We start from the raw sequence: 24,770 nt of genomic DNA on the forward strand, positions 1-24,770 counted from the left end.
CTTCCGGTGTGTTTATTTTGTTGAGCCCGCCTTGGAAACAAAGTTTTTCAGAGCGGACTCAACAAAATAGCTTTAAAAAGTCAATTCCCCACTGACGATTTTCTCTATCATTCCTTCGTAAGGAGCTTCCGCAATAACCTTTTCGTTATTCTGCCCTTCGTTCTTTTTGAAAAAGATTTGTCCAAACTCGGGAACTACATATTTGGGATAGGTTTCATATTTTAAGCGGGACTCTTCCATCAGCCCGATATGATCGTTTTGAAAACATACGGTGATTTCAGGGTGTTCGTGTACCCATTTTGGGAAAAAGATAATGCCGTGCAGTTTGTTTTCATTCGGGATAAAGTCCAGACTTACATCTGTACCGGTAGGTTCGGTCCAGGCAATCTTAAAAACTCCGTCCACCAGCTTCACGATGTGTACTTTCTGGTTGCGCACCCAACGGCCACCCACCATGCCGCTATGAATCCGATAATCAATCGTATCTTCATTTTTTACATACATTTCGTAGTTCCAGCCATTTGCGTAGGTGTAAAGAAAGTGGCCGCCTAAAAACTCATTTAGATCCTTAATTGTTTCCATTTCATTTTATATATTTACGATACGAAGTTAGACAAGTAAGAATAGGCGCTACTTGTAGATATAGACACATTCTTAACAAAAAAGGACAAGTATGAACAATGCCGGAGCAATGGAAAAAGAGTGCATCTATACACAAGCTACCCAAATTGAGTATTTATCGTTGGAGACACATATCCACCCTTGCCATAATCAATTGATATACATGATCAAGGGAACGTTGTACGTGCATACGGGTGAATATGAGTACTTTCTGCCTGAAGGATTTATCGGGATAATACCCCGAGGCAGAGCTCATAGTTTGCGGAGCGGAAATGAGCAGGTTAAGATGTTCTTAATCTATTATCCAGAGCCGATGAAGAATGAAGAACTAATCGTATTCAACTCCAATGATTTCATTATAGAAAATATAAGGTACATCAGTAAACAAGCTCATGTGCTGGATAAAAAGAAGCACGAAGTATTATTCAGATTTACCGGTTCTTTCCTGCGTGTATTGGAACAAGGCAGTTCCGATATTTCATTTCCGGTGAAAGGATTGATTACTCCCCGTAATGAGCGACTCGCTCATGTGATGCAGTACTTAAAGTCGAATTTCAAAGAGGATGTCAGCCTGAAGACTGTGGCTTCCGAATTTGGGTTCACAGAAAGAAATCTGACACGACTGTTTAAGAAGGAAAATATCAGCTTCAATAATTGTCTCAACTATATCCGGATTGTGAAAGCACTGGAGCTTTTCGCAGAACATTCCAGCCATATTGAGCAGGTGGCGTATGATGTAGGCTACAATTCAGCCGGCAATTTCAGCCGGACCTTTAAAAAATTCACCGGTTATACACCGAGCGAATACCTCAAAAAGAATAGTAATAACAGCATCAGTCCATAATCCCCTCTTTCACGCAAGTATAAATGACATGCAGTCTGTGCCTAGCGCAATTCTTGACCGCAGCGGTCGAGTGCAAAGGGAGATCGGGAAGAAGAGGCGAATTCCGGGAAAGCCAATATTTTACTCCACCCCTCTTCTCCTCATTACAGCCTTCACACCTCTACCCATACCATAAAAAGCAATCAAGACCAGAATGATAAAGGCCCCCGAAGGAACATTGAGGAAATAAGAGATAAAGAGACCAACCAGACAGCCAACTACACCGATAAGTACAGAGTAGATGATGATTTTGCGGAAGTCGTAAGTAAAAATATTGGCTGTAATCTGGGGAATGGTGACCAGCGACATCAGCAGAACAATTCCCACCAGACGGATGGAAAAGACAATGGTGGTAGAGATGAAAAACATCATCAGATATTCGATGAATTTCACTGGCAGTTTCTGGATACGGGCATATTCCGCATCAAATGCGGTATAGAGAATGGAGCGGTAAAGCAACCCAAAGGTAAGAATCAAAGCCACAGCCAGAGCGGCAAACAATAGAATGTCTTTGCCTGTAATCGTCAGTATATTACCAAACAGGAATTCGCTCATGCCCACCGTATAGCCAGGGGTAAGAAATAGGAAAAGAATTCCCAGAGCCATTCCCAGAGCCCAAAGCACTGCAATGGCAGAGTCTTCCCTCAGTTTATGTTTGGTAGATAAGTATTCTACCCCAAAGCCGGATGCAATAGCAAAACACCAAGCGGTAAAGACCGGATTCATCCCGAGAAATACTCCCAACCCGATTCCTCCGAATGAAGCGTGCGTAATCCCCCCGCTGATAAAAACCAGACGACGAACCACGATGTATGCCCCGACAATTCCGCAAGCTATACTGACCAATATCCCGCCTATCAGAGCATTCTGGAAAAAATCGTATTGAAGTAGTTCAATCATAAGGACAAGGTGTGGTGTAAGTTACATTGTATGCAATAACAGGCTTTCCGCTCAATTGTTTGCCATCGACTCGATTTTATCAACCAGTTGCGCCACAATGCGGTCAATATCTTCGCGGGTGTTGAGTTCTGAAGCGTCAAAGACCAGCGTTGCTCTTTCGTAGAAAGGCTCTCTTTTGGCGAGGGCATCCGTGATAAAGGCAAGAATCTCTTCATCCGACTTATCCTTGAGTAACGGGCGTGACTGCTTGGCCTGGCAAAGACGTTCTGACAATACTGTCGGACTCACTTTCAGGTAAATGGAAATGCCATTTTCTCCCATAAACTCAATGTTGTCAAAAAAGCAGGGAGTACCACCACCGACTGAAATCAATGCGTCTTCAAATTCACCCACTTCGTGTAGCGCCTCTTTTTCAATTTTACGAAAGCCTGCTTCACCGCTATCGGCAAAAATCTGGTTGATGGTCTTGTGGTGACGGTGCTCGATAAACCAGTCGAGATCGGTAAAAGAGAGGTTCAGACGCTGCGCCAGCTTCTTGCCCACTGTCGTTTTACCCGCACCCATATATCCCATGAGGAAAATTCGTTTCATTGTCTTACTTTTTTAGGTATCACAGAGAGCCACGGAGTTTTTCACAGAGAACCACAGAGTTATGTAAAGTATCTACTCTGTGGCCCTCTGTGCTGTTCTCTGTTTTCTCTGTGATATACATCCGCGTCCGGCAAAATTAGCTCTTTTTGCCTCCAGCCGGATAAATATCTCTATTTTTGTAAATATAATCAGAGAAAATGAGCAGTAAAGGTACAAAATATTACGTGGTGTGGGAAGGGCACGACCCGGGCATCTACCACAGTTGGGCCGAATGCAAGAGTCAGGTGGATGGCTACGAAGGGGCGAAATACAAATCCTTTGCTACCCGTGACGAAGCCGAAAAAGCTTTTGAAGCAGGCTTTTACCAATCTATTCGCCAGAACCAGACTAAAAAGCCAGCAACTCCCACCGGCAACTACATCATAGAAAGCATTGCCGTGGATGCCTCCTGCCTGGGAAATCCGGGAGTGATGGAGTACCGCGGTGTATATGTACGTAGCGGACAGGAGCTGTTCCGCATCGGCCCGTACGAAGACGGGACCAATAACATCGGTGAGTTTCTGGCTATCGTACACGGTCTTGCCCTGCTCAAACAAAAGAACAGTTCGCTGCCCATCTATTCTGACAGCATCAGCGCCATTGCGTGGGTACGCAACAAGAAGTGTAAAACCCAACTGGAACACACGGAGAAAAACGGTCCGATATTCGACCTGATTGAGCGTGCCGAGAAGTGGCTTGCCAACAATACATATTCTACAAAAATCATGAAGTGGGAAACCCAGGTATGGGGAGAGATTCCTGCGGATTTCGGGAGGAAATAGATTCATGCATTACGCCATTATCGCCGCGGGAGAAGGTTCCCGCCTGAAAGAAGAAGGAATCACATCCCCCAAACCATTGGTAAAAATCAACGGAGAAACATTGCTGGAACGGTTAATCCGTATTTTTTGGAATAATCATGCCGAGTCCATCAGCCTCATCATCAACGAAGAGATGAAAGAGGTGCAGGAGTTTGTTGCCCAAATGCAGCTTCCGGTGCCATTGCATTGCGTTGTAAAAAGCACACCCGGTTCCATGCACAGCTTTGCTGCACTGGCCCCTTATCTTCATTCCGGGAAATTTATCCTGACCACAGTCGATACTATTTTTCATGAAGATGAATTTGCAAAGTATATCGGGGCCTTCGAATCAGATAACACGCTGGACGGCCTAATGGCGGTAACGGACTTTATCGACGATGAAAAACCGCTCTACGTCGGCACAGACGAATCACTCACCATCACCGGATTTCATGACCGGAATGTGGATTGCACATATATATCAGGTGGCATTTATGGATTGACCCCAAAGGCATTGACAGTACTGGAGCATTGCATGGAGACGGGTAAACTCCGTATGCGCGAATTCCAGCGGGAACTGGTTCATGCCGGATTACACCTGAAAGCAATGCCATTTTCCAAAATCATCGACGTGGACCATGCCGGGGATATTGAGAAGGCGGAAGCGTTTGGAAATAAGGAGTAATAGGGAATCCGAAGTAGTAAAAGGAGTCAAATGGAGAACAGAATTATTGCAGGTATAAAACGCCGTAAGGAGTTTTCACCGAATCATGTAGATAATGATGCGGCGATATTTGCGCTTTGCGTGGAAAATCTGCGGATAAATGGATTTCAGGTAAATCTCTATGAAGAAGAGGAATTCCTGACCGCAGACAATGGGGAACAAATCATTTTCCACATGGCACGCCATCATTCCACTTTACTTAAATTGAAGGAGCTGGAACAATCTGGTTGCCGGGTGATCAATTCCACCCGGGCAATTGATAACTGCGGTCGGCTGCCCATGACCGGATTATTCTCAAAAGCCGATATTCCTCAACCCCGCACGGTGGTCATTTCCACCGATTCCCTTACTCCAATTACGCCTTTTCCCCAATTATGGCTCAAACGTTGCGATGCCCACACAATAAGTGCAGATGATGTCTGTTTTGTAGAGACGGAAGCTGATTTTAATCAAAAGTTGGCCGGATTTGCAAAACGGGGTAGTACGCAGATAGTGGTTAACGAGCACCTCGAAGGAGATTTAGTCAAATTCTATGGGGTAAGCGGAACTCCGTTCTTCTTCTGGTTTTATCCCTATGAAATGAATCATAGCAAATTCGGGCAAGAGGAGGTGAATGGCGAGCCGCGTAAATATGCTTTCTCTGAGACTGAGTTTGCCAAAATCAGCCATAGTGCAGCCCATGTCCTCCAACTCGATATTTGGGGAGGTGATGCCATTATTGCTCCGGATGGTAAAATACGGATCATTGATTTCAATGATTTTCCGAGCTTTAAGCCTTGTAGGGAAATCGCTGCTAAAGCAATCGCTGGTAGAGTAATGTTTTTATCGGGTGAGAGCTAAAGGAGAGCTATGAATCTATTGTTATTCCTATCAGCATTATCCTTATTCACAATTTCGAGGGAATGACAACCGGGAACATGGGCACTATACAGGCATCGATAAGTACTTATCGACGACATCGACAAGCGTTTATCGACGGCTGCATACAGAACTATATTTAAATGACCATTCGTGCAAGACATATATATCTTATAAATCAATGAGTAAACCGACATTAGAATCTACCTTAAAATCAGCCGATACCGAAGAGTGGCTCGATTTGGTCTTTTACCGTCCGATAGGGTATCGTTGGGCTTTGCTGGCTCAGCGGTTGGGGATAACCCCCAATTCAATTACCATAGCCTCGATGTTCATCGGAGCAGCTGCGGGATGGTTGTTTTATTTTCCTGATTTGAAGACCAATATTATAGGCATGCTTTTGCTCATGCTGGCAAATTCGTTTGACAGCGCAGACGGGCAACTGGCACGCATGACCGGACTCAAAAGTCCGTTGGGGCGCTGGTTAGATGGATTCTGCGGAGATGTTTGGTTTGCAGCTATATACATTGCAATATGCCTGCGTTTCCAGCAGGAAGGTGGAACCATTCTGATTTGGGCATTGGCAGCCGGAACCGGATATTTCCATTCGAAGCAGGCTTCGATGGCGGATTATTACCGCAACTTCCACCTCTTTTTCCTGAAAAATAAAAACGGAAGCGAGTTTGACCAAAGTGCTGATATCCAGAAAAAATACGATGCAATGTCCTGGAGAGATGACTTTGTGGATAAACTCGGTCACTACTTCTACATCGGCTATACCCGCGGACAGGAGAAACTCGCCCCTTCCATGCAAAAGTTTGTGGCTTTGTTGAAGGAAAAATACAACGACGAATTACCGGTAAAACTGCGTGAAGAGTTTCGTGGAGCCAGCAAACCGCTGATGAAATATACCAATATCCTGTCGTTCAATACGCGGGTGATCGCCCTGTTTATCTCCTTATTTATCGGAAAACCCTGGCTTTATTTTGTGTTTGAATTAACCGTTCTGAATGCACTGTTGGTTTACATGGTCATTCGCCATGAATCAATTTGTAAGCACTTTTCTGCTAAAATACTTCGGGAAGAGTTTTAGAAACTCTACATTTGCACCGTTATGATAAAAGCACTGTTGTTTGATTACGGAGGAACTCTTGACACCAATGGACACCATTGGGCAGAAGTATTGTGGAATGAATATCTGGCAGAAGATATTCAGGTCACCAAAGCGCAATTCCGGGAAGCGTATGTCTATGGAGAGAGAACCCTGGACAAAAAACCATTGATCTGTCCTGAACACAACTTCCTGGATGTTCTTCGCATCAAATGCCATCTGCAAACCGATTACTTATTAGAAAAAAAGTACCTTATCTGCCCGGTTGAAGCTGATCGGTTGGCCAATGCAGTCGCCCTGCGCTGTTATCAGATTGCCAGAAAACATACAGCTTCTACCCGTGCAACACTGGCTGCCTTCAAGCAAAAATACAAGCTGGCACTCGTTTCCAACTTCTACGGAAACCTCTCATCGGTACTGCGTGATTTCGATCTCTACCAATATTTCGATAAAATCATCGAATCGGCACATGTAAATCATCGAAAACCAGATCCGCAGATATTCCGTATCGCCGTGGATGACCTGGAGCTGGAATACGATGAATGTGTGGTTATCGGGGACTCTTACACCAATGATATTCTCCCGGCTCAGGAGATCGGTTGCGCTACCATCTGGTTACGCGGCACCGGCTGGGATGAAAAACCGATGCTTGACGATAACGCCGTGGATAACTGTATCGCGGTGATTACCCACTTCAATGAACTCGATTATTACCTAAAATAGAATTGCATTATGAAAATCACAGAAATAGAAAAAGCCGAAGGGAAACTGGGGGTTTTGATCGTTGGTGTAGGTGGTGCAGTAGCATCTACCTTTATTGCCGGAACATTGGCTGCCCGTAAAGGATTGGCCAAACCGATCGGTTCTATTACCCAACTGGCGCATATCAAACTCAAAAAGAGCGAAGGCGTTACAAACCCTAAAATTAAGGAGGTAGTTCCTTTAGCAGATTTAAATGATATCGTTTTTGGTGGATGGGATATCTTCCCTGAGAATGCCTATGAGTCGGCCCTTCATGCAGAGGTGTTGCAACAAAAAGACCTTGAAGGAATCCGTTCGGAAATGGAAGCTATCAAACCGATGAAGGGAGCTTTCGACTCCAACTATGCCAAGCGTCTGAATGGTACATATACCAAGACCGGTACCCGCTGGGAAATGGTGGAAGCGCTTCGAAAAGATATTCGCACATTTAAAGCAGACAACAACTGTAGCCGTCTGGTCATCATCTGGTGTGGCAGTACAGAAATATACACCCAACCGGGAGTTGCACATTCTTCATTCTCCAACCTCGAAAAGGCACTCAAAAGCGACAATCACGACATCGCTCCAAGTATCTGTTACGCTTATGCTGCCATCGCAGAGGGTGTTCCATTTATCAACGGTGCACCAAACCTGACTATTGACTTTCCGGCATTGATGGAGTTTGCCACCCTGGAAGGAGTGCCTCTTTGCGGAAAAGACTTCAAAACCGGTCAGACGATGATGAAAACCGTCCTTGCTCCCATGATTAAAACCCGCATGTTGGGTCTTGACGGATGGTTCTCTACCAACATCCTTGGAAACCGCGACGGCGAAGTGCTTGACGATCCGGACAACTTCAAAACAAAAGAGGAGAGCAAACTTTCGGTTATCGACAATATCCTTGATCCGGAACTTCATCCTGAACTGTATGACGATATTTTCCACAAAGTACGCATCAACTATTATCCTCCGCGCAAAGACAACAAAGAGAGCTGGGATAATATCGACATCGTAGGCTGGATGGGCTACCCGATGCAATTGAAGGTGAACTTCCTTTGCCGTGACTCTATCCTGGCAGCACCGCTTTGCCTTGACCTGGTACTGTTTACCGATCTGGCACAACGTTGCGGATTCTCCGGCATTCAAAACTGGCTTTCCTTCTACTTCAAGAGCCCGATGACAGAAATTGGTGCAGAGCCCGAACATGACCTCTTCGTGCAATTCATTCAGCTGAAGAACACGCTTCGTACCATCATCGGTGAAGAGACCTTTGATTACGTGGATGCGATGTAAATATCAGCGTTATAATATCCGGAACAGCCAATACAAAGCTTCCCCAAGCAGATGTATTGGCTGTTTTTCTGTTGTAGTGGTTATTATTCCCGAATGCTTATCTTTGCAGGGCAATTCTGCCAATAACATGACAAGTCTGAAAAGAATCTGATTCAGAGCAATATTCAGTCCGTCAGCATGAAGAATAACAAACTGATGGAATGGCAGATAAACACTCCGGTTACAAATTGATTTACAACCATTCAACAAGTTATTTTGCAAATGAAAATATTATATGATTCGAATATTTTTTTGAGCTATAAGGCCGGAGGAATAGCCCGATATCACTATGAACTCTATAAAGGAATAACCAACAACAGCCATCATGAAATAAAGATGGCCGGTAAATTTATAAAAAACGATTATCTGCGTTACGACCCGCAATTCCGGAATAAATTCATTTACGACCCGTCGGCATCATTTGCCTGGCTAAACAGATACCTAGTCAAAAGGGCTCTAAAGAATTCAGATTCGTTTGACCTTTTTCATCCGAGCGCACCCAATTACTATCAGGTAAGTGATATTCCCGCAGAATGTAAAGTAGTCTTCACCATACATGACCTGATTCTCGAAAGGGAATCAATCGATGCTGGAAAGAAGAAACTCGAACTGGCCAACAGAGCGGATAAATTAATTGCCGTTTCACAAGCCACAAAGAATGACATCATTGAACTTTTCGGGATTCCGGGAGATAAGATTGAAGTCATTTACCACGGTTCATCTCTCTTTCCAGAGCAGGCGGATTTGATTAAGATAAAACCGGAAGGCCTACCCGAAGAATATTTATTGTACGTCGGAAATCGGAATGGATACAAAAATTTCAACGGATTTATCAACGGCGTTGCGCCTCTACTGAAGAAGCGCTCTTCTTTACATCTTGTTTGTGCCGGGAAAAAGGCTTTTTCGCAAGAGGAGCAGGAACTATTCAGATCATTAGGAATCGACAGCAAGGTGGTAAGCTACTCCGGAATTGACGACAATCTACTCGCATATTTATATTGTCACGCCAAAGCATTTGTGTTTCCGTCGTTGAACGAGGGATTCGGCATTCCGATACTGGAAGCGTGGTCATGCGGTACTCCGGTTATTTTGAGCGAAAATCCCTGCTTCAGGGAAGTGGCTGCTGAAGCCGGCTTTTACTTCAATCCGACTGATCCGGATTCTATTTTCGAGAATATTGAAAAAGTTGTGACTGACAGTAATTTGCAAAAAGAGCTGATTGAGAAAGGGAAAAAGAGACTGAAACTGTTTTCGTGGGAAAATACCGTACGTCAAACCATCCGGTTATACGAATCGCTTTTATCCTAAAATGATTAAGTCACAAATAAATATAGAGACAAACCATAATGAGCAACGCTAATAGCTCTCCGTCAATCACCGTAATCACGGTTGTTTACAATGGGGCCGATCTGATTGAAAAAACCATCAAAAGTGTAATCAATCAGACTTATCCATTGGAATACATCATCGTGGACGGCGAGTCGAAAGACGGAACTATCGACATAATCAAACGCTACGAAAAGCAAATTTCGCTCTGGAAATCGGGAAAAGACCGCGGTATTTACGATGCCATGAACAAAGGGGTAGATATGGCCTCGGGGGAATGGATCTGCTTTCTCAATTGCGGGGATGTTTTTTCGGATGAAAATACCGTGGCTGCTGTTGCAGAGAATATTTCTGCCAACAACCAACCGGATATTATTTACGGAGATATTTTCACTAAAAACACAGATGGTAGCCTGAGACTGAAACCGGCAAAAGAGCCCTGTAATCTGCACAGGATGTATTTTTGCCACCAGGCCTCTTTCTCGAAAAGAATATTGCACCAAACATTTCCATTTGATATCAGGCATAAATTATCAGCTGACCTGAAGTTCTTCAAAGAATGTTTTTTCAACAATTGCCGTTTTGTACACATGCCGCTACCCGTTGTTATTTACGACACAAACGGAATTTCAAACACCAACCGGGAAGCCGGATTGAGAGATAATATCGCGGTAATCAAATCTGTCGACAAGCATTTCTCTAAATACCTGTTTCTCGCCCGGTTATATTTTGTGATTTACTGGAGAAGACTAAACCGAAAAAATTGACTTCCTGATTATTTGAATTTGAACGATCCAATAAATATGTTTCTTGAAATAAATCCCGACTATCAGTTCCTGAAAGACTTTGTGCTCTCCCTTCCCCAAACCTTCGGGACGGAAGGAACTGTATTGTATAAAGTAAGGAACGAGGTCCGGCTGATAGAAGTTGCCGGTATAAAGGTGGTGGTGAAGAAATTCAAGGTTCCCCATCTGATTAACCGGTTTGCCTATTCGTACATCCGGAAAAGTAAGGCTCGCCGTTCTTACGAATATGCCATGATGTTGAAACAAAATGGCTTTGGCACGGCTGATCCCATCGCCTGTATGGAGTTTAAGCAAGGGGGCCTGCTGGCAGATTCCTACCTCATTACACTGCATTGCCCCTACAGCCGCGACTTCAACGAGTTTCGTGAGACACCGCTAAATGGCCGGGAAAATATTTTATGCGACTTTGCTCAATTTACAGCCCGTCTGCATGAAAAAGGAATCCGCCATCTGGATTATGGGGGCGGCAATATCATGTTTGAACAGACTGACAACGGAACCGAATTCTGCCTCATCGACATCAACCGGATGGCATTCGGTAAAGTCGGTATAGAGAAAGGTTGTGAAAACTTTAAACTACTCTATATGCTGGATGATTCATTTCACTTTCTGGCAGAAGAATACGCCAAAGCCCGCGGCTTTGATACTGAAAAATGTTTTGAATTAATAAAACCTCACATTCGAAAAAACGGATAATATGAAGATATCAGGATTTACTTTTTTGCGAAATGCAATCCAGTTTGACTTCCCGGCAGTAGAATCCATCAAATCGGTACTTGATCTGGTCGATGAGTTCGTCATTCGCCTCGGAGACAGTTCCGATGAAACCGAGCAGCTCATCCTATCCATCAATTCACCCAAAATAAAAATCATTCGTTGTAACTGGGAAACCTCCAAATACAATAAAAACGGAATGATTTACGCCCATGAAACTGATTTGGCCATGGAGGCATGCACCGGCGACTGGTGTTTTTACATTCAGGGCGATGAGGTGTTACACGAAGATGCGATTCCAGTGATTCGCGAGGCCTGCGAGAAATACCTGGATGACAAACGAGTGGACGGCTTCCTCTTTAAATATGTGCACATGTACGGTGACTACAAGCATTTTATCGATGCCCGTCACTTTGCCTATCCGCGCGAAATCCGTATTGTACGGAAAGATTTCGAAATTCACTCCTGGCGCGATGCCCAATCATTTCGCCGGATTCCCAATTTTGACAGGGAAGATTATTTCCAGGAAAAAGAGACCTATAAACTGAACTGTGTATTGCTCGATGCTTATATGTTTCACTACGGTTGGGCAAGAGACCCTCGCTGTATGGTAAAGAAACAGGCTCAGCAACTTGAAGTTTATATTGGAGCTCCAGTGGAACAGAAAGAAGAGTTTTATGATTACGGCAACATGAGCTATATGCCTCACTATAAAGGTTCACAACCGGCCATCATGAAAGAACGCATAGAGAATATGAGCTGGGAGAAATATCTTCGTTACGATGGGCCCCGTATTGATATGAAAAAGAAATTCGGTCTGAAGTACCGCATCATCAACTTTATCGAGAACAACCTTCTCGGGGAGGGACAACGCATTGGTGGATTTAAAAACTATAAGCTGGTAAAATAAAGATCACATCCTGATTTTTTTGTACTGTATAAATACGGCTCTGATTGGATCTCTTCCGGTCAGGGCTTTTTTCTTGTTATTCAAAGCCCATTTCCTGTAAGAGAATGCTCTTTTCCTTTAAAGAAATCCTCATTTCCCTGAAGGAAATCCCTATCTAATTAAAGTAAAAACGAATTTCCTGTTTTAATAAGCTCTCTTCCTGTTTGGAAATACCCTTCACCTAAAAGGAAATCCTCATATCTTAAAAGGAAACAGTCTTTTCCAGTAAGTCAATGAACATTTCCTGTTAGGAAATTGACAACTCCTCTTAGTTGAAGACCTTTTTCTGTTAGGAAATCAACATTTCATGTAAGAAAATGATCGTTGCTCGTTAGGAAATTGACATTTCCTGTAAGTCGAAATACATTTCCCAATAGTAGAAGCCTTTTTCCTATTAAGAAAAGGCAATTTCTTGTTAGAAAATGGCCTTTGCGTAACAGGAAATGGCGATTCCCTAACAGTCTAAACCCTTATTAGTGTCTAATTTTACAAGGCTTTTCAAGGCAATAATTAAGAGAACTCGTCCTGTCTGATTCTTTACGAAAGTGTCAGGCAATTCTAAAAGAATTGTTTGTTTTCTCACAATCAACCCAAGGTATCAAGGGATGATGCCTTAAGTCTAAAAAGGTTTAAATACAAGTGTGTTAATAATTTCACTCACTTTTGGTAGGGTGAATCATTTCATACTCTCTTTCGCGAGAAATATATTTGTAGTTTTGTCCGGCTTTTTTGAGCATTGGGATTGTCAAAGAAGATTCAGAACTTTAAAAATCATAGGTTTCTTCAGAAACCCCATTTACTATGAACTTAAAATAGGGATGTTATTTTCGATAGTATCATTATATGATATATAACCGGAATTTTATGACGTCAGTTAGTTGAACGATATATAAGGGGAATGATGATTTTATTGCCGGTTTTCTTTAGCAATTCCTTTTTGAGAATCAAAAGATTAAAGTAGATAGTCAAAAATACATTCAATATAGAATCCTGAAAATATTATAACCTGAAATGCCCTCAAAGACAATTCTCCAAAAAACATTGGATTTCTTTCAGAAGCCATTCTTTACAAGATACAAATCATTGCTTTATATATGGCTGGGATCAGCTTTAACGCTGGCAATCATAAGAGTAGTTTCTCATAAACTACACAATAATTACCAGGTATATAAATATGTCTTCTGGAATATGATTCAGCAATTTCCGCTTTATAATCCCAGACCGGAGTTTTATAAGGATCTAAATCATTATGGACCTTTATTCAGCTATATTATAGCTCCTTTTGCTCTTTTACCGGATTACATAGGAGCACCATTGTGGATGCTGGCATTAACTTCCATATTGTATTTCTCTATCAAAGACCTGAATTTAAAAACCTGGCAACATATTGTCATTTTTTGGCTTTGTCTTAATTCTCTTATCGGATCGCTGACTAATGTCCAGTTTAATATTGCCTCAGTTGCATTAATCATTTATTCTTATACTCTAATTCGAAAGGAAAAGGATGTCTGGGCGGCCTTTGTCATCATGTTGGGAGTATTTGTAAAGTTATATGGTATCGTAGGATTTGCCTTCTTCCTATTTTCAAAGCATAAGCCAAAGCTGATTTTATGGAGTTTCATCTGGGGAGCTATCTTCTTTGCATTACCCATGTTAATCTCTTCACCGGATTTCATTATCAAACAATATGTTTGCTGGTTTCATGATTTGATTGCCAAAAATGGAATTAATAATACCTCACTAATGCAAAATGTTTCGGTCTTTGGCATGATCAAAAGAGTTTCGGGACATTATGAATGGTCTAACCTGCCAGTATTGCTTGGCGGATTATTGATTTCGGCAATTCCTTACGTCCAGTTCAGAAAATACAAAGAAGAACGTTTTCAACTTCTTACACTTGCTTTGGTTCTGATTTTTACTGTAATCTTTAGTACTGGGAGCGAACCTAACACATATATTTTCGCCATTGTGGGCGTTGCCTTATGGTTTGTAATTCAACCCCGTCCATTTGACAAGATAGTTTGGATATTGCTTATACTTGTTATGTGGATTACAAGTTTTGGAAATTCATTTCTGTTTCCACACAGCATATACCGAACCTATATTCTCCCATATGCTTTTCAGGTAATTCCCTGTGTCTTGATATGGTTGAGAATAGTTTACGAATTAATAGTTACTCCAACAAGGATACCTTCAAATGAAGCCATTAATAGCAATAGTCGTACCGGCTTATAATGAAATGAAAAATATCCCGGCTCTGGTCGAAAAGCTGGATGAGGTATTGGTGAATTCAAAATATGAATTCCGGTATGTTTTTGTAGATGACGGAAGTAAGGATGGAACAGCTTTCACGCTAAAAGCATTGGCGGAAAAGCATAGAAAAGTCTTTTACATCCTGCTCTCCCGTAACTTCGGAAAAGACGAAGCGCTGAAAGCCGGTGTGGATGCCTGTCATGACGCCGCAGCAGTCATTACGATGGATGCCGATTTGCAGCACCCTCCGCTATTGATTCCTGAAATGATAGCGAATTGGGAAGAAGGTAATGATATTGTTTATGCTTATCGAAAAGAAGCGAATCCGCATACGTCATTTGCACATAAGATCTACTCAAAATGGTTTTACAAGTTAGCTAATATGCTTTCAGAAGTACAACTTGAGCAGGGCATTTCTGACTTCAGACTTATGGATAAGAAAGTGGTGGATAACTTAATCTCAATCGAAGAGAGCGGCTTGTTTCTGCGCGGTTTGGTGAAGTGGGTCGGATACGAACAGAAGGGGATCGAATATATGCCCGATGAACGCTTCTCGGGAGATACGGCATACTCCAAAATAGCCTTGTTGAAGCTGGCTATTAAAGGGATGACAGCCTTTAGTGTGAAGCCCTTATATCTAGCGGTTTTTCTCGGTTTCTTCTTTTCACTGGTTTCTTTATTATACATTCCCTATGTGATTATTTCATTAATCATGAAGTTTTCCGTTTCAGGCTGGCCTTCCATAATTTGTACCATTGTTTTTCTCGGAGGATTACAGTTGATCATCCTGGGGATTATAGGTATATATATTGGTAAAATATTTATAGAAGTAAAAGGCCGCCCGCAATATATTATAAAGACAAGTAATTTGGATATTCAACAGAAACTGTAACCGATGATATTTCTTAGTTTTGATATCGAAGAGTTTGACAATCTTTTCCCCTGCTCTCAGAATTTTACTTTAGAAGAACAAATGAGTGTCTCAAGAGCTGGAACTACCCTGATACTTGATTTACTGAAACAAAAAGGAGTAAAAGCGACTTTCTTTTGTACGGCCAACTTTGCCCTTCATGCCAAAAATCTAATCCAACGAATGGTGGATGAAGGACATGAAGTTGCCTCCCACGGATATTATCATAACTTGTTTAATCCCGGCGATAAAAAACGGTCAAAAGAAGTTTTGGAAGAACTGATCGGACAAGAAGTGGTGGGTTTCCGCATGCCCAACATGATGCCTGTCGATAATCAGGAGCTTCTGGACTGTGGTTTCAAATACAATTCTTCATTAAACCCCACTTGTTTACCGGGAAAATATAACAACCTCGGCTCTCCCAGAAGAATATTCAAAGAAGAAGGTATCTGCCAGATTCCGGCATCCGTGTCCCCACTCTTCCGGATACCACTTTTCTGGTTGTCACTTCACAACTTTCCGATGCCATTATACAAGCTATTGTCAGGTTGGGCATTAAAGAAGGATGGTTACCTAAACCTTTATTTTCATCCCTGGGAGTTTATTGCATTGGACAAAGACAAACTTAGGTTGCCCTTTTTTGTTAAGATGAATTCCGGTGATGCTCTTTTAAAACGCCTTGATGATCTTATCTCTTTTTTTCAAAATAAGAAAATTCCTTTCAAATGCCTGAAAGATTGCGAAGCTATGTTTCTTGAGAAATAAGTCTGCTCTTTTCAATTGATTTTTACAAGACGCTTGAGGGGATAATTCTATCTTTACCGAAAATTTTGGTATATGAATCTTCTCGACCTGATCCGATCCCGGCAAAGTGACCGTGCTTTTGATATTTCCCGTCCGATTGAGCTGGAAAAACTGGAGCGAATCCTGGAAGCCGGACGCCTTGCCCCATCGGCCTGCAACGCACAACCGTGGAAATTTATCGTGGTGAATGACCCGGAATTGAAGAATAAGGTGGCCGACAGCACCTCCAATCGTGTGCTCGGGATGAATCACTTTACCAAGCAAGCTCCGGTGCATATTCTGATTGTAGAGGAAAGAGCCAATTTCACCTCGACAATCGGTAGTCTGGTCAAGAAGAAAGAATTTCCGCAGATCGACGTCGGTATTGCGGCGGCACACATTTGTCTGGCTGCCAAAGCGGAGGGAATCGGAAGCTGCATTATCGGCTGGTTTGATGAGAAGAAACTACGACCGTTATTGGGCATTCCTTCTTCGAAACGCATTCTACTGGATATTATCCTCGGATACTCTACTCAACCTTTGCGAGAGAAACAGCGTAAGAGTGCGGATGAGGTGATTTCTTATAATAAATACTAGAGCTTTTACGTCATTCATTCCCTCAATCAATCATTCCCTCATTCCCTTACATATGATCATTGGATACGACGCCAAAAGAGCTGCCTTCAATCGTACCGGACTGGGTAACTACAGCCGGTATGTGATTGATATTATGTCTGATCTTCTCCCCGAAGAGCAGCATTTGCTTTACGTACCTTCGGCAAAGAAAGCTCCGTTTCTTGAATCTCTGTTACAAAAAAAGCAGGTGATTCGTCGCGATCCGGATTCTACCTTCGGGAAAAAACTCTCAGCAGCATGGCGTACAAAGGGAATCATTAAACAGATGCAACGTGACGGCGTGGAGCTTTTTCATGGATTGAGCAACGAACTTCCCATCGGTATCCAACATTCGGGCGTAAAATCGGTAGTGACCATTCACGACCTGATTTTCCTGCGCTATCCCCGTTTCTATAAACCGATTGACCGGTTTATCTATAACCTGAAATTTCGCTACGCCTGTAAAGTGGCGGATAAAGTGATTGCCGTCAGCGAACGGACGAAACAGGACATCATTGAACTTTACGGAACTCCCGCTGATAAGATTGAAGTGGTGTATCAGGGATGTGATCCGGTATTTACCCAACCTGTCGAACAGGAGGTTTTGAATTCCGTTCGTCAAAAATATAACCTTCCGGCAGAATTTATTCTTTATGTCGGCAGTATCGAAGAACGGAAGAATCTGCTTCTGGCCGTAAAAGCATTGAAGCAGACTAAACAGGACATTCCGTTGATTGCTGTCGGGAAAAGAACAGCTTATACCGCTTTAGTGGAAAAATATATCGCTGAAAATGGACTTCAGAACCGGGTGAAGCTGATTCACAACGTTCCTTTTGCCGATTTGCCGGCCTTTTATCAGTTAGGGAAAATATTTGTTTATCCTTCGCTTTACGAGGGTTTTGGCATTCCCATTATCGAAGCCATTCATGGGGGCTTACCGGTGGTCGCGGCTACAGGTTCTTGTCTGGAAGAGGCAGGCGGCCCTGATTCCATTTATGTAAATCCGCATAATGAACATGAACTGGCGGAGGCTTTTGACCGCATCTTATCCGATGACGCTTTACGTGAACAGATGATTTCTAAGGGAAAAGAGTACGTAAAACGCTTTGATCCCCAACAACACGCCCGTGAAATTCTGTCGGTTTACAAGAGTTGCTTCTGACATCGATTGAACAATCATTTCCCCGAGCTGTTATTTTGAGAAATAACTAATAATCCAAACATTATGGCACTACAAGTAGGAGATAAAGCCCCCGAAATTCTAGGCGTGAATCAGGACGGAACTGAAATAAAACTGAGTGACTTTGCCGGAAAAAAGCTGGCGCTCTATTTTTACCCGAAAGACAATACGCCGGGGTGTACCGCTCAGGCATGCAGTCTGCGTGACAATTATACTGACCTGAAAGCGGCAGGATACGAAGTGTTGGGCGTAAGTACCGACAGTGAAAAATCGCATCAGGGCTTTATCTCAAAACAAAACCTTCCTTTCCAGTTGATTGCCGATACAGAGAAAACGCTCAGTGAGCAGTTCGGAACCTGGGGTGAAAAGATGAACTATGGAAAGACCTACATGGGCATGCTTCGTACCACGTTTATCATTGACGAAAACGGAATTATCGAGCGAATCATTTCACCAAAAGAGGTAAATACGAAAGAACATGCCTCGCAGATATTAAATGGTTGAGACATTGAGGGGTTAAAGGTAAAGCACTTTTAACCCCTCTTTTTTTGATTCAAAAACATACCGGATTAACCCGGATTTTGAAGATATTCTTCTATCTTTGGAGAATATTCTCCGGGAAATCAGCCCCTGAATCAAGGGCTATTTATCAGTAAATCAAATTAAATACATTATAATCATGTCAAAAGACTTATTTGAAACGACAAGGCCGGCTCCGGCAGCAGAGAAGCTGAAAGCCCTGCAGGCAGCGATGGACAAAATCGAGAAAAGCTTCGGTAAAGGCTCCATCATGAAGATGAGCGACGATACCATCGAAGAGGTGGCTGTAATCCCTACCGGCTCTATCGGACTGGATGCTGCACTCGGTGTAGGCGGTTTCCCACGCGGTCGTGTCATCGAAATCTACGGTCCGGAATCGTCGGGTAAAACGACCTTAGCGATTCACGCAATTGCAGAGGCTCAGAAAGCAGGTGGTATTGCTGCCATCATTGACGCGGAGCACGCATTCGACCGTTTCTATGCAGAAAAGTTGGGTGTGGATATTGAAAACCTCTGGATTTCTCAGCCAGACCACGGTGAGCAGGCGCTTGAGATTGCCGAGCAATTGATTCGTTCTTCTGCGGTAGATATCGTGGTAATTGACTCGGTTGCTGCTTTGACTCCGAAAGCGGAAATCGAAGGAGAAATGGGTGATTCTAAAATGGGTCTTCAGGCACGTTTGATGTCTCAGGCGTTGCGCAAACTGACCTCTGCCATCAACAAAACAAACACGACCTGTATCTTCATCAACCAGTTGCGTGATAAAATCGGGGTAATGTTCGGTAACCCTGAAACGACTACCGGTGGTAACGCGTTGAAATTCTACGCTTCGGTTCGTCTCGATATCCGTCGTCTCGGCCAAATCAAGGACGGTGAAGAGGTATTGGGTAACCAAACCCGCGTGAAAGTGGTGAAAAATAAAGTGGCGCCTCCTTTCAAGAAAGCGGAATTCGACATCATGTACGGTGAAGGAATTTCCCGTCTGGGCGAAATCGTTGACCTCGGTGTGGATAAAGGTGTTGTGAAGAAAAGCGGTTCATGGTTTAGCTACGGTGATACCAAGCTCGGTCAGGGTCGTGAAGCTGCAAAAAATACCCTTCGTGATAATCCGGAATTGGCAGAAGAGATCACTGCATTGATCATGGAAGCGCTGAAAGCGTAATCCATTTTCCTCATATATAACAAAAGCACGGTTCTGGATTGAATCGTGCTTTTGTTTTATGCTTATCTTACTTCTCCAACCTCACCCGAGCATCTACCGCCACAATCCCTTTATCGGTAGCCAGCAGCGGATTAATATCCATCTCCTTGATTTCATTGGCATAACGCAGGAGAATTGAGAGCCGGACAATCACTTCGGCAAACTTCTGGCGGTCGATACCTTGCTGGCCCCGGGTGCCTTTGATAATCTTGTAGGCACGAAGAGAACGGATCATCGACATAGCTTCATTCATGCTCAACGGGGCGAGTCCGGAAGCCACATCCTGGAGCACTTCCACAAAAATGCCTCCCAGTCCGCACAAGACGACGTGCCCGAAACGTTCTTCGTATTTTCCTCCTACGAATAACTCCTGCCCTTTGAGCATCGGCTGTATCATCACTGCCTGTGCATCGGGCAGCTTCATCAACCGGTCAAACTCGAGACTCAGGTGTTGCTCCGATTTGATATTCAGCACTACACCGCCGATATCCGATTTGTGTACCGGACCGACTACTTTCGCAACCAACGGGAATCCAATTTGAGGAGCATTTTCCAAAATCTCCTTTTTATCGGCAGTAACCACTTCCCTCACCATTTCTATCCCTGCTGCAGCGAAGAGCGCCTGCACTGTTTCAGGTTTCAGGTAGCCGGTTTCATCCGTATTATCTATAATCTGGCGGATTCTGTGCACATCAACACCCGCACTGTCCACGATATTGCAGGCCGGTTTGGGGGTATTGATAATGCGCGAGACAGCAGTAGCCAGCTCCACTTCATCCGAAAAGTTGACATGTCCTTTTTGGATAAAGGCATTTACCTCCTCCGAGGCATTGATAATGGAAGGTAGGATTGGGAAAATAGGTTTCCGGCAGCTCTCCATTTTCCGGTGAATGACCTCCAGGGCGTCGGAGATTTTCCCAAGCCCCGTACTACCGAAGATGACAGCGATGGCATTGGCTTCATCAAACCGGTTTTCGCAATAATCAATGGCAATTTCCAGATCGTTGGCTGTGCCGGTTCCCAGGATATCTATCGGGTTGGAGGTTGCTGCTCCGGGTAGAAGTTTGGCCCGCAATTCGGCTGCAACATCTTCATTTAACGGAGGAACCATCAGCCCCCCTTTGGATAAAGCATCGGAAAGAATAACGGCAGGTCCTCCGGCATGGGTAACAATCGCAAAGTTTTTTCCCTGCATTTCCTTTAAGTAAAACGCTCCGGCCACAGTTGCCAGCTCCTCACGGCTGTAACAACGGACAATTCCCGCTTTGCGGAATAATGCCTCTACTGCCGAATCACTACTGGCAATGGCCCCGGTGTGCGAGGAGGCAGCACGGCTACCTGATTCGGTCGTACCGGATTTTATAGCGGCTATCTTGCAGCCTTTTTCTATTAGGGAGGAAGCGTGGTAAAGAAGACGGTCGGGGTCTTTGATAAATTCGACGTAGATGAGTTTGATTTTGGAGTCTGTTTCCGGATTAAAATGCCGGTCCATATAGGCCAATACGTCTTCCACGCCAATTTGTCGGGCATTTCCTACCGACCAAAGGGAATTAAAACGCAGGCCTTTCAGCATAGCGGCTTCCATAACAAACAAAGCCGTCCCCCCTGAACTGGAAATCAGATCAACGCCATCGAGATGCAATTCGGGAACCGGAGAGGTAAAAACGCTGTGGTGGTAACTATTTACCAAACCAATGCAATTGGGCCCAATCACCGATGCACCGTACTCATTGGCAATATCAATGATGCGTTCTTCGGCAATGGCGCCTTCGTGGGTCTGTTCGCCAAATCCGGCAGAGATGATGATAAAGGCCTTCACTCCTTTTTCTGCTGCCAGGACTTTTACGGTATCCACACAAAAAGCCGCCGGAATAGCCAGCACAGCCAGTTCTGTAGCCGGAATATCATCGACTGAGTGATATGATTTAACACCCTGGACGATCTCCTCCCGGGGATTTACAACATATAACTTCCCGGCAAATTTGCCTTTAATCAAATTATGCAGAAGATTTCCCCCGGGTTTTCGGATATTATTGGAACCTCCAACAACGACAATGCTATTGGGTCGGATCAGTTGTTCGTTTATCATTTATGGTAATTTTAATCTGATAATAGAACACCCAAACAGACCGGAATGCTCATTTGTTTACTGTTTTATCACCTTCTCAACTTTATCCGCAACTTTTATCAAATAGATGCCTGAAGGATATTTACTCATATCAACTGTCAGGTGTTCACCATCTGACACTGCGCTATATACCAGATTACCCTGGACGGAATAGATATCCACCCGGATATCAGAAGAAATATTACTTATCGTCAACAAATCTCTTACAGGATTTGGCGAAATATGTATTTCAGGAACTGATGTTTCATTAACAGCCAGATAGGGACCTCCCAGATATTGTTTGTCAAGATAAGCAAGCCGCGCGCTAATCCAGGATGACAAATAGCTCAGGTCGAAATTATCATCCGGAGCAACACGATTGCCGTACCAGCGGTTAATCTCACGGTACATTGCCCCACTGTTTTTGAGCATCGTCTGATAATTCTGGAATCGGCCCATCAGGCTTGAATAACTAAAATAACCACCCCGCAACTCTTTGTACCTTGCTTTCAGCAAATCATTGAAACCCGCTGCATTCAGTTGTTTCAAGCGGATAAAGAGATTGCTGTTACCAAACTCTTTTGCTGCTACATAAGCATCCCACGATTGATTAGGGAATGTCACGTTTGAAGATCCGTCCCAACGACGTCCCCAGGTCGCATCGAGATCCCAGGGAGTGATACTCAACTTGTTTGACACCGCCTGATCATATATAGAAAAGAATAGATTTTTCCCATGATTATCCGCGGCAAGTATCAAATCCAGCAAAAGGTAATAATCTCTCACCACCGGAATATCAAAATAATTGGCCACATTGGCACTAAATGTGCTATTCGGGGTCGAATTGGAGGTAAAATAAACGGCATCATGCAGAGGTTTCCATTCTATCGGCTCCGCATCTCCCAGATCCGGATACTTAACAGCATATCTGCACCAGGTTTCGGAAGTATTATTATAAGATGATACGATTCCGTTAGTTCCGGGTAGATATAAGGGATTTCCCATCACTGACTCAAAGCTCCAATCATCCGCCTTATACAAAGCGCCATGCTGGATGGCAGCTGTAGTAGAAGTAGCAACTTTTACCTTCTTCAGCTTAAGCTGCTTACGGTCAATCTTTTCGGTCATGCAATAGAGCCCGTTGTAAGAGTCATTGACAAAGACCTCTACATAATGCCCCCGGGTTCCGTTAACCATTGTAGGTTCCTGGGCTGAATAATAGGGCTTAACGGCATATTCATTCCATAAATCGGTCGTCACCCGATTTCTCATTCGGGCTAAATCAATCCCCATTGCATCGAGTATCCAGTTATTATCACTACGCAGACCAAAGAATGACCGGTCAAGAGAGGTTAATCCGTCCCTCGCTTTCAACTTAATAGAAAAAGCTTTTTTATCGAGCATCGAGGCATAGGCTCCCCGGGTTTTAAGATTAGAGAGTAATGTTTCAGACGGTACGGGTTTATCCGGCTCGGTAACAACAATCCGTCCCAATGTATATGTTGCCGTCAAAGTTGCATCCGAATATAGTTGCACCAATGGCAAACTACTGAAAAATATAGCACCAAAGGCTTTAGTCGTACTACCGTTGCGAATCTGGATTGAAGCATAAGATGCACCGGTTAATGAGTTAAAGGTGTAACTGGCACCGCTTTCGACCGCTGTGCCATTGAGATAAAGCAAATCTCCGGCATTCTTGACTTTATAATAAACAGGCATTGTTACATTGGTCCCCAATTGACTCTCCGTTACGGAAATATAAAACCGCTTATTGGACGTATCCACCACCGGCACTTTCCCGTTAAGTGACAAGGTATCGAGCAAAGTGTTAAACGCCCCCAGATTCGGTTTGGCTGTAGGCATCGTTACAGAGGTAACCGCATCATCCTGAACCGGATCCCCATCCTTATCGTAAAATAAAAAGTACTCCAGGTCTCCTCCAGTTACAGAATAAGTTCCAACCGGATATAATCCGCCATAACTTGTCGCTCTTTTGTTCCATATTTTCAGAGGATTACTTACTGACCGGATGACATAATAGTTCAGATTGTTAACCACTTTAAGCTCCAGGGTAAATGAGGTGGACTCATCACTCTGCAATTCATCAACAAGCACAAGTGCTGTGCGATCTACTAATGCCGAATTGTATTTGATGTATTTTAAAGTCTCTTTGTTCTGAAAAGCGTACTTCCCATTTCCCAAATCTTTGATGGCCCAATAACTACTGTCATTAGCAGTCTCACTATCCTGATCGGGATAGAAAACTAACGGATAGGTTGCATTACCCGGACTTACAGTTCCGGTGGAGCCATTTGCAAGACAGGCAATCAGATATTTACTTTTCAGGAATGAAGGTTTGGCAAATGAGATCTGAAATAACACGAAGCCAATAGCAAGTGTAATAATTATTTTTTTCATGGTATAAAGGTTGTATGCAAATATAATACAACACACTGGCATATAGCAACTTTATTATGAAATAGACACGATATTGACCTTTTTTGATTGATATTTTTCCGATTACTAATCTTCATTCCATTTCCCGAAATGACACAAAATCTATTAACAATAAAATAGTCGAATAAGAGGATTGAAAAATGCGGAAAGAGATTACTGCTTGTATTTCCTTGTCAGAATCTTTACCTTTGTCTAAAGACACTTTCTTTGAGCCTAATTCCGGCAAATGATTTGTTTTACAAATATGGTTTCTTCATGAAACAGGCATGCTAATAGGTTTGTAACCAAGAGTAAAACTCTTATGAGTTTTTCATCTTAAAAACCCAATA

23 protein-coding genes are annotated in these 24,770 nt (G+C 43.3%); 18 read left to right on the top strand and 5 right to left on the bottom strand.

Annotated features, from left to right (window positions below; translation table 11 throughout):
* Window positions 1-72 precede the first annotated feature (72 nt).
* Entirely contained in the window at window positions 73-582 is a 510-nt protein-coding gene (locus MLE17_RS15030) for a phenolic acid decarboxylase (RefSeq protein WP_243349530.1), read from the bottom strand.
* A gap of 91 nt (window positions 583-673) precedes the next feature.
* On the opposite strand from MLE17_RS15030, the gene MLE17_RS15035 reads away from it, so the two are divergent.
* Window positions 674-1,465, top strand: a complete 792-nt coding sequence (locus tag MLE17_RS15035) for a helix-turn-helix domain-containing protein (protein ID WP_243349531.1) — start codon at window positions 674-676, stop codon at window positions 1,463-1,465.
* Between the two features lie 120 nt (window positions 1,466-1,585).
* Here MLE17_RS15035 and MLE17_RS15040 read toward each other — a convergent pair whose 3' ends face one another.
* Together MLE17_RS15040 and MLE17_RS15045 are read right to left on the bottom strand one after the other, a co-directional pair.
* Window positions 1,586-2,401 (bottom strand): metal ABC transporter permease, encoded by an 816-nt coding sequence (locus MLE17_RS15040; RefSeq protein ID WP_243349628.1) that lies wholly within the window; start codon window positions 2,399-2,401, stop codon window positions 1,586-1,588.
* A gap of 54 nt (window positions 2,402-2,455) precedes the next feature.
* On the bottom strand, window positions 2,456-2,995 hold the full coding sequence (locus MLE17_RS15045; RefSeq protein WP_243349532.1) for a shikimate kinase: 540 nt from the start codon (window positions 2,993-2,995) through the stop codon (window positions 2,456-2,458).
* Window positions 2,996-3,192: 197 nt separating this feature from the next.
* On the opposite strand from MLE17_RS15045, the gene MLE17_RS15050 reads away from it, so the two are divergent.
* The 17 genes from MLE17_RS15050 to recA all read left to right on the top strand — a co-directional run bounded on the left by MLE17_RS15050 (window position 3,193) and on the right by recA (window position 19,838).
* Complete coding sequence (locus MLE17_RS15050; protein WP_243349534.1) at window positions 3,193-3,816, top strand: viroplasmin family protein; 624 nt, start codon at window positions 3,193-3,195, stop codon at window positions 3,814-3,816.
* A gap of 4 nt (window positions 3,817-3,820) precedes the next feature.
* On the top strand, window positions 3,821-4,519 hold the full coding sequence (locus MLE17_RS15055; RefSeq protein ID WP_243349535.1) for an NDP-sugar synthase: 699 nt from the start codon (window positions 3,821-3,823) through the stop codon (window positions 4,517-4,519).
* A 30-nt stretch (window positions 4,520-4,549) separates the two neighbouring features.
* The gene (locus MLE17_RS15060; protein WP_243349537.1) at window positions 4,550-5,398 is read left to right on the top strand and encodes a hypothetical protein; all 849 of its coding nucleotides are present in this window, start codon (window positions 4,550-4,552) and stop codon (window positions 5,396-5,398) included.
* A gap of 199 nt (window positions 5,399-5,597) precedes the next feature.
* Entirely contained in the window at window positions 5,598-6,509 is a 912-nt protein-coding gene (locus MLE17_RS15065; protein ID WP_243349538.1) for a CDP-alcohol phosphatidyltransferase family protein, read from the top strand.
* 21 nt (window positions 6,510-6,530) lie between these two features.
* A complete protein-coding gene (locus MLE17_RS15070) occupies window positions 6,531-7,250 on the top strand; it encodes an HAD family hydrolase (RefSeq protein WP_243349540.1) in 720 nt (239 codons plus the stop codon).
* Between the two features lie 9 nt (window positions 7,251-7,259).
* Window positions 7,260-8,561, top strand: a complete 1,302-nt coding sequence (locus MLE17_RS15075) for an inositol-3-phosphate synthase (protein WP_243349541.1) — start codon at window positions 7,260-7,262, stop codon at window positions 8,559-8,561.
* 261 nt (window positions 8,562-8,822) lie between these two features.
* A complete protein-coding gene (locus tag MLE17_RS15080; RefSeq protein ID WP_243349543.1) occupies window positions 8,823-9,908 on the top strand; it encodes a glycosyltransferase family 4 protein in 1,086 nt (361 codons plus the stop codon).
* 38 nt (window positions 9,909-9,946) lie between these two features.
* Complete coding sequence (locus MLE17_RS15085) at window positions 9,947-10,693, top strand: glycosyltransferase family 2 protein (RefSeq protein WP_243349544.1); 747 nt, start codon at window positions 9,947-9,949, stop codon at window positions 10,691-10,693.
* A gap of 36 nt (window positions 10,694-10,729) precedes the next feature.
* Complete coding sequence (locus MLE17_RS15090; RefSeq protein ID WP_243349545.1) at window positions 10,730-11,428, top strand: lipopolysaccharide kinase InaA family protein; 699 nt, start codon at window positions 10,730-10,732, stop codon at window positions 11,426-11,428.
* Window position 11,429: 1 nt separating this feature from the next.
* Window positions 11,430-12,356, top strand: a complete 927-nt coding sequence (locus tag MLE17_RS15095) for a glycosyltransferase (RefSeq protein WP_243349547.1) — start codon at window positions 11,430-11,432, stop codon at window positions 12,354-12,356.
* A gap of 1,227 nt (window positions 12,357-13,583) precedes the next feature.
* Window positions 13,584-14,630, top strand: coding sequence for a glycosyltransferase family 87 protein (locus MLE17_RS15100; RefSeq protein WP_243349548.1), 1,047 nt, complete (start codon window positions 13,584-13,586; stop codon window positions 14,628-14,630).
* Complete coding sequence (locus tag MLE17_RS15105) at window positions 14,593-15,540, top strand: glycosyltransferase family 2 protein (RefSeq protein WP_243349549.1); 948 nt, start codon at window positions 14,593-14,595, stop codon at window positions 15,538-15,540. Before MLE17_RS15100 ends, MLE17_RS15105 begins: the two co-directional genes overlap by 38 nt.
* Before the next feature lie 3 nt (window positions 15,541-15,543).
* The gene (locus MLE17_RS15110; RefSeq protein WP_243349550.1) at window positions 15,544-16,323 is read left to right on the top strand and encodes a polysaccharide deacetylase family protein; all 780 of its coding nucleotides are present in this window, start codon (window positions 15,544-15,546) and stop codon (window positions 16,321-16,323) included.
* Window positions 16,324-16,395: 72 nt separating this feature from the next.
* On the top strand, window positions 16,396-16,938 hold the full coding sequence (locus MLE17_RS15115) for a nitroreductase family protein (RefSeq protein ID WP_243349551.1): 543 nt from the start codon (window positions 16,396-16,398) through the stop codon (window positions 16,936-16,938).
* A 52-nt stretch (window positions 16,939-16,990) separates the two neighbouring features.
* Window positions 16,991-18,118 carry a glycosyltransferase family 4 protein gene (locus tag MLE17_RS15120; protein ID WP_243349552.1) on the top strand — a complete coding sequence of 376 codons (1,128 nt, stop codon included), beginning with the start codon at window positions 16,991-16,993 and terminating at the stop codon, window positions 18,116-18,118.
* Window positions 18,119-18,181: 63 nt separating this feature from the next.
* A complete protein-coding gene (bcp, locus tag MLE17_RS15125) occupies window positions 18,182-18,640 on the top strand; it encodes a thioredoxin-dependent thiol peroxidase (RefSeq protein WP_243349553.1) in 459 nt (152 codons plus the stop codon).
* 175 nt (window positions 18,641-18,815) lie between these two features.
* Window positions 18,816-19,838 (top strand): recombinase RecA, encoded by a 1,023-nt coding sequence (gene recA, locus MLE17_RS15130; protein WP_243349554.1) that lies wholly within the window; start codon window positions 18,816-18,818, stop codon window positions 19,836-19,838.
* A gap of 67 nt (window positions 19,839-19,905) precedes the next feature.
* Here the strand turns inward: recA and MLE17_RS15135 are convergent, their stop codons facing one another.
* Together MLE17_RS15135 and MLE17_RS15140 are read right to left on the bottom strand one after the other, a co-directional pair.
* Complete coding sequence (locus MLE17_RS15135) at window positions 19,906-21,966, bottom strand: acetate--CoA ligase family protein (protein WP_243349555.1); 2,061 nt, start codon at window positions 21,964-21,966, stop codon at window positions 19,906-19,908.
* Between the two features lie 57 nt (window positions 21,967-22,023).
* A complete protein-coding gene (locus MLE17_RS15140; RefSeq protein ID WP_243349556.1) occupies window positions 22,024-24,402 on the bottom strand; it encodes a CotH kinase family protein in 2,379 nt (792 codons plus the stop codon).
* Window positions 24,403-24,770: the final 368 nt, after the last annotated feature.

Origin of the sequence: Parabacteroides sp. FAFU027 (genome assembly GCF_022808675.1) — a bacterium.
Lineage (GTDB): Bacteria > Bacteroidota > Bacteroidia > Bacteroidales > UBA7332 > CAXXIC01.

Excerpts from the sequence above, each read along its gene's own strand:
- MLE17_RS15030 (WP_243349530.1), bottom strand. The coding sequence starts at position 582 with ATGGAAACAATTAAGGATCTAAATGAGTTTTTAGGCGGCCACTTTCTT.
- MLE17_RS15035 (WP_243349531.1), top strand. The coding sequence starts at position 674 with ATGAACAATGCCGGAGCAATGGAAAAAGAGTGCATCTATACACAAGCT.
- MLE17_RS15045 (WP_243349532.1), bottom strand. The coding sequence starts at position 2,995 with ATGAAACGAATTTTCCTCATGGGATATATGGGTGCGGGTAAAACGACA.
- MLE17_RS15050 (WP_243349534.1), top strand. The coding sequence starts at position 3,193 with ATGAGCAGTAAAGGTACAAAATATTACGTGGTGTGGGAAGGGCACGAC.
- MLE17_RS15055 (WP_243349535.1), top strand. The coding sequence starts at position 3,821 with ATGCATTACGCCATTATCGCCGCGGGAGAAGGTTCCCGCCTGAAAGAA.
- MLE17_RS15060 (WP_243349537.1), top strand. The coding sequence starts at position 4,550 with ATGGAGAACAGAATTATTGCAGGTATAAAACGCCGTAAGGAGTTTTCA.
- MLE17_RS15065 (WP_243349538.1), top strand. The coding sequence starts at position 5,598 with ATGAGTAAACCGACATTAGAATCTACCTTAAAATCAGCCGATACCGAA.
- MLE17_RS15070 (WP_243349540.1), top strand. The coding sequence starts at position 6,531 with ATGATAAAAGCACTGTTGTTTGATTACGGAGGAACTCTTGACACCAAT.
- MLE17_RS15075 (WP_243349541.1), top strand. The coding sequence starts at position 7,260 with ATGAAAATCACAGAAATAGAAAAAGCCGAAGGGAAACTGGGGGTTTTG.
- MLE17_RS15080 (WP_243349543.1), top strand. The coding sequence starts at position 8,823 with ATGAAAATATTATATGATTCGAATATTTTTTTGAGCTATAAGGCCGGA.
- MLE17_RS15085 (WP_243349544.1), top strand. The coding sequence starts at position 9,947 with ATGAGCAACGCTAATAGCTCTCCGTCAATCACCGTAATCACGGTTGTT.
- MLE17_RS15090 (WP_243349545.1), top strand. The coding sequence starts at position 10,730 with ATGTTTCTTGAAATAAATCCCGACTATCAGTTCCTGAAAGACTTTGTG.
- MLE17_RS15095 (WP_243349547.1), top strand. The coding sequence starts at position 11,430 with ATGAAGATATCAGGATTTACTTTTTTGCGAAATGCAATCCAGTTTGAC.
- MLE17_RS15100 (WP_243349548.1), top strand. The coding sequence starts at position 13,584 with ATGATTCAGCAATTTCCGCTTTATAATCCCAGACCGGAGTTTTATAAG.
- MLE17_RS15105 (WP_243349549.1), top strand. The coding sequence starts at position 14,593 with ATGAAGCCATTAATAGCAATAGTCGTACCGGCTTATAATGAAATGAAA.
- MLE17_RS15110 (WP_243349550.1), top strand. The coding sequence starts at position 15,544 with ATGATATTTCTTAGTTTTGATATCGAAGAGTTTGACAATCTTTTCCCC.
- MLE17_RS15115 (WP_243349551.1), top strand. The coding sequence starts at position 16,396 with ATGAATCTTCTCGACCTGATCCGATCCCGGCAAAGTGACCGTGCTTTT.
- MLE17_RS15120 (WP_243349552.1), top strand. The coding sequence starts at position 16,991 with ATGATCATTGGATACGACGCCAAAAGAGCTGCCTTCAATCGTACCGGA.
- bcp (WP_243349553.1), top strand. The coding sequence starts at position 18,182 with ATGGCACTACAAGTAGGAGATAAAGCCCCCGAAATTCTAGGCGTGAAT.
- recA (WP_243349554.1), top strand. The coding sequence starts at position 18,816 with ATGTCAAAAGACTTATTTGAAACGACAAGGCCGGCTCCGGCAGCAGAG.
- MLE17_RS15135 (WP_243349555.1), bottom strand. The coding sequence starts at position 21,966 with ATGATAAACGAACAACTGATCCGACCCAATAGCATTGTCGTTGTTGGA.
- MLE17_RS15140 (WP_243349556.1), bottom strand. The coding sequence starts at position 24,402 with ATGAAAAAAATAATTATTACACTTGCTATTGGCTTCGTGTTATTTCAG.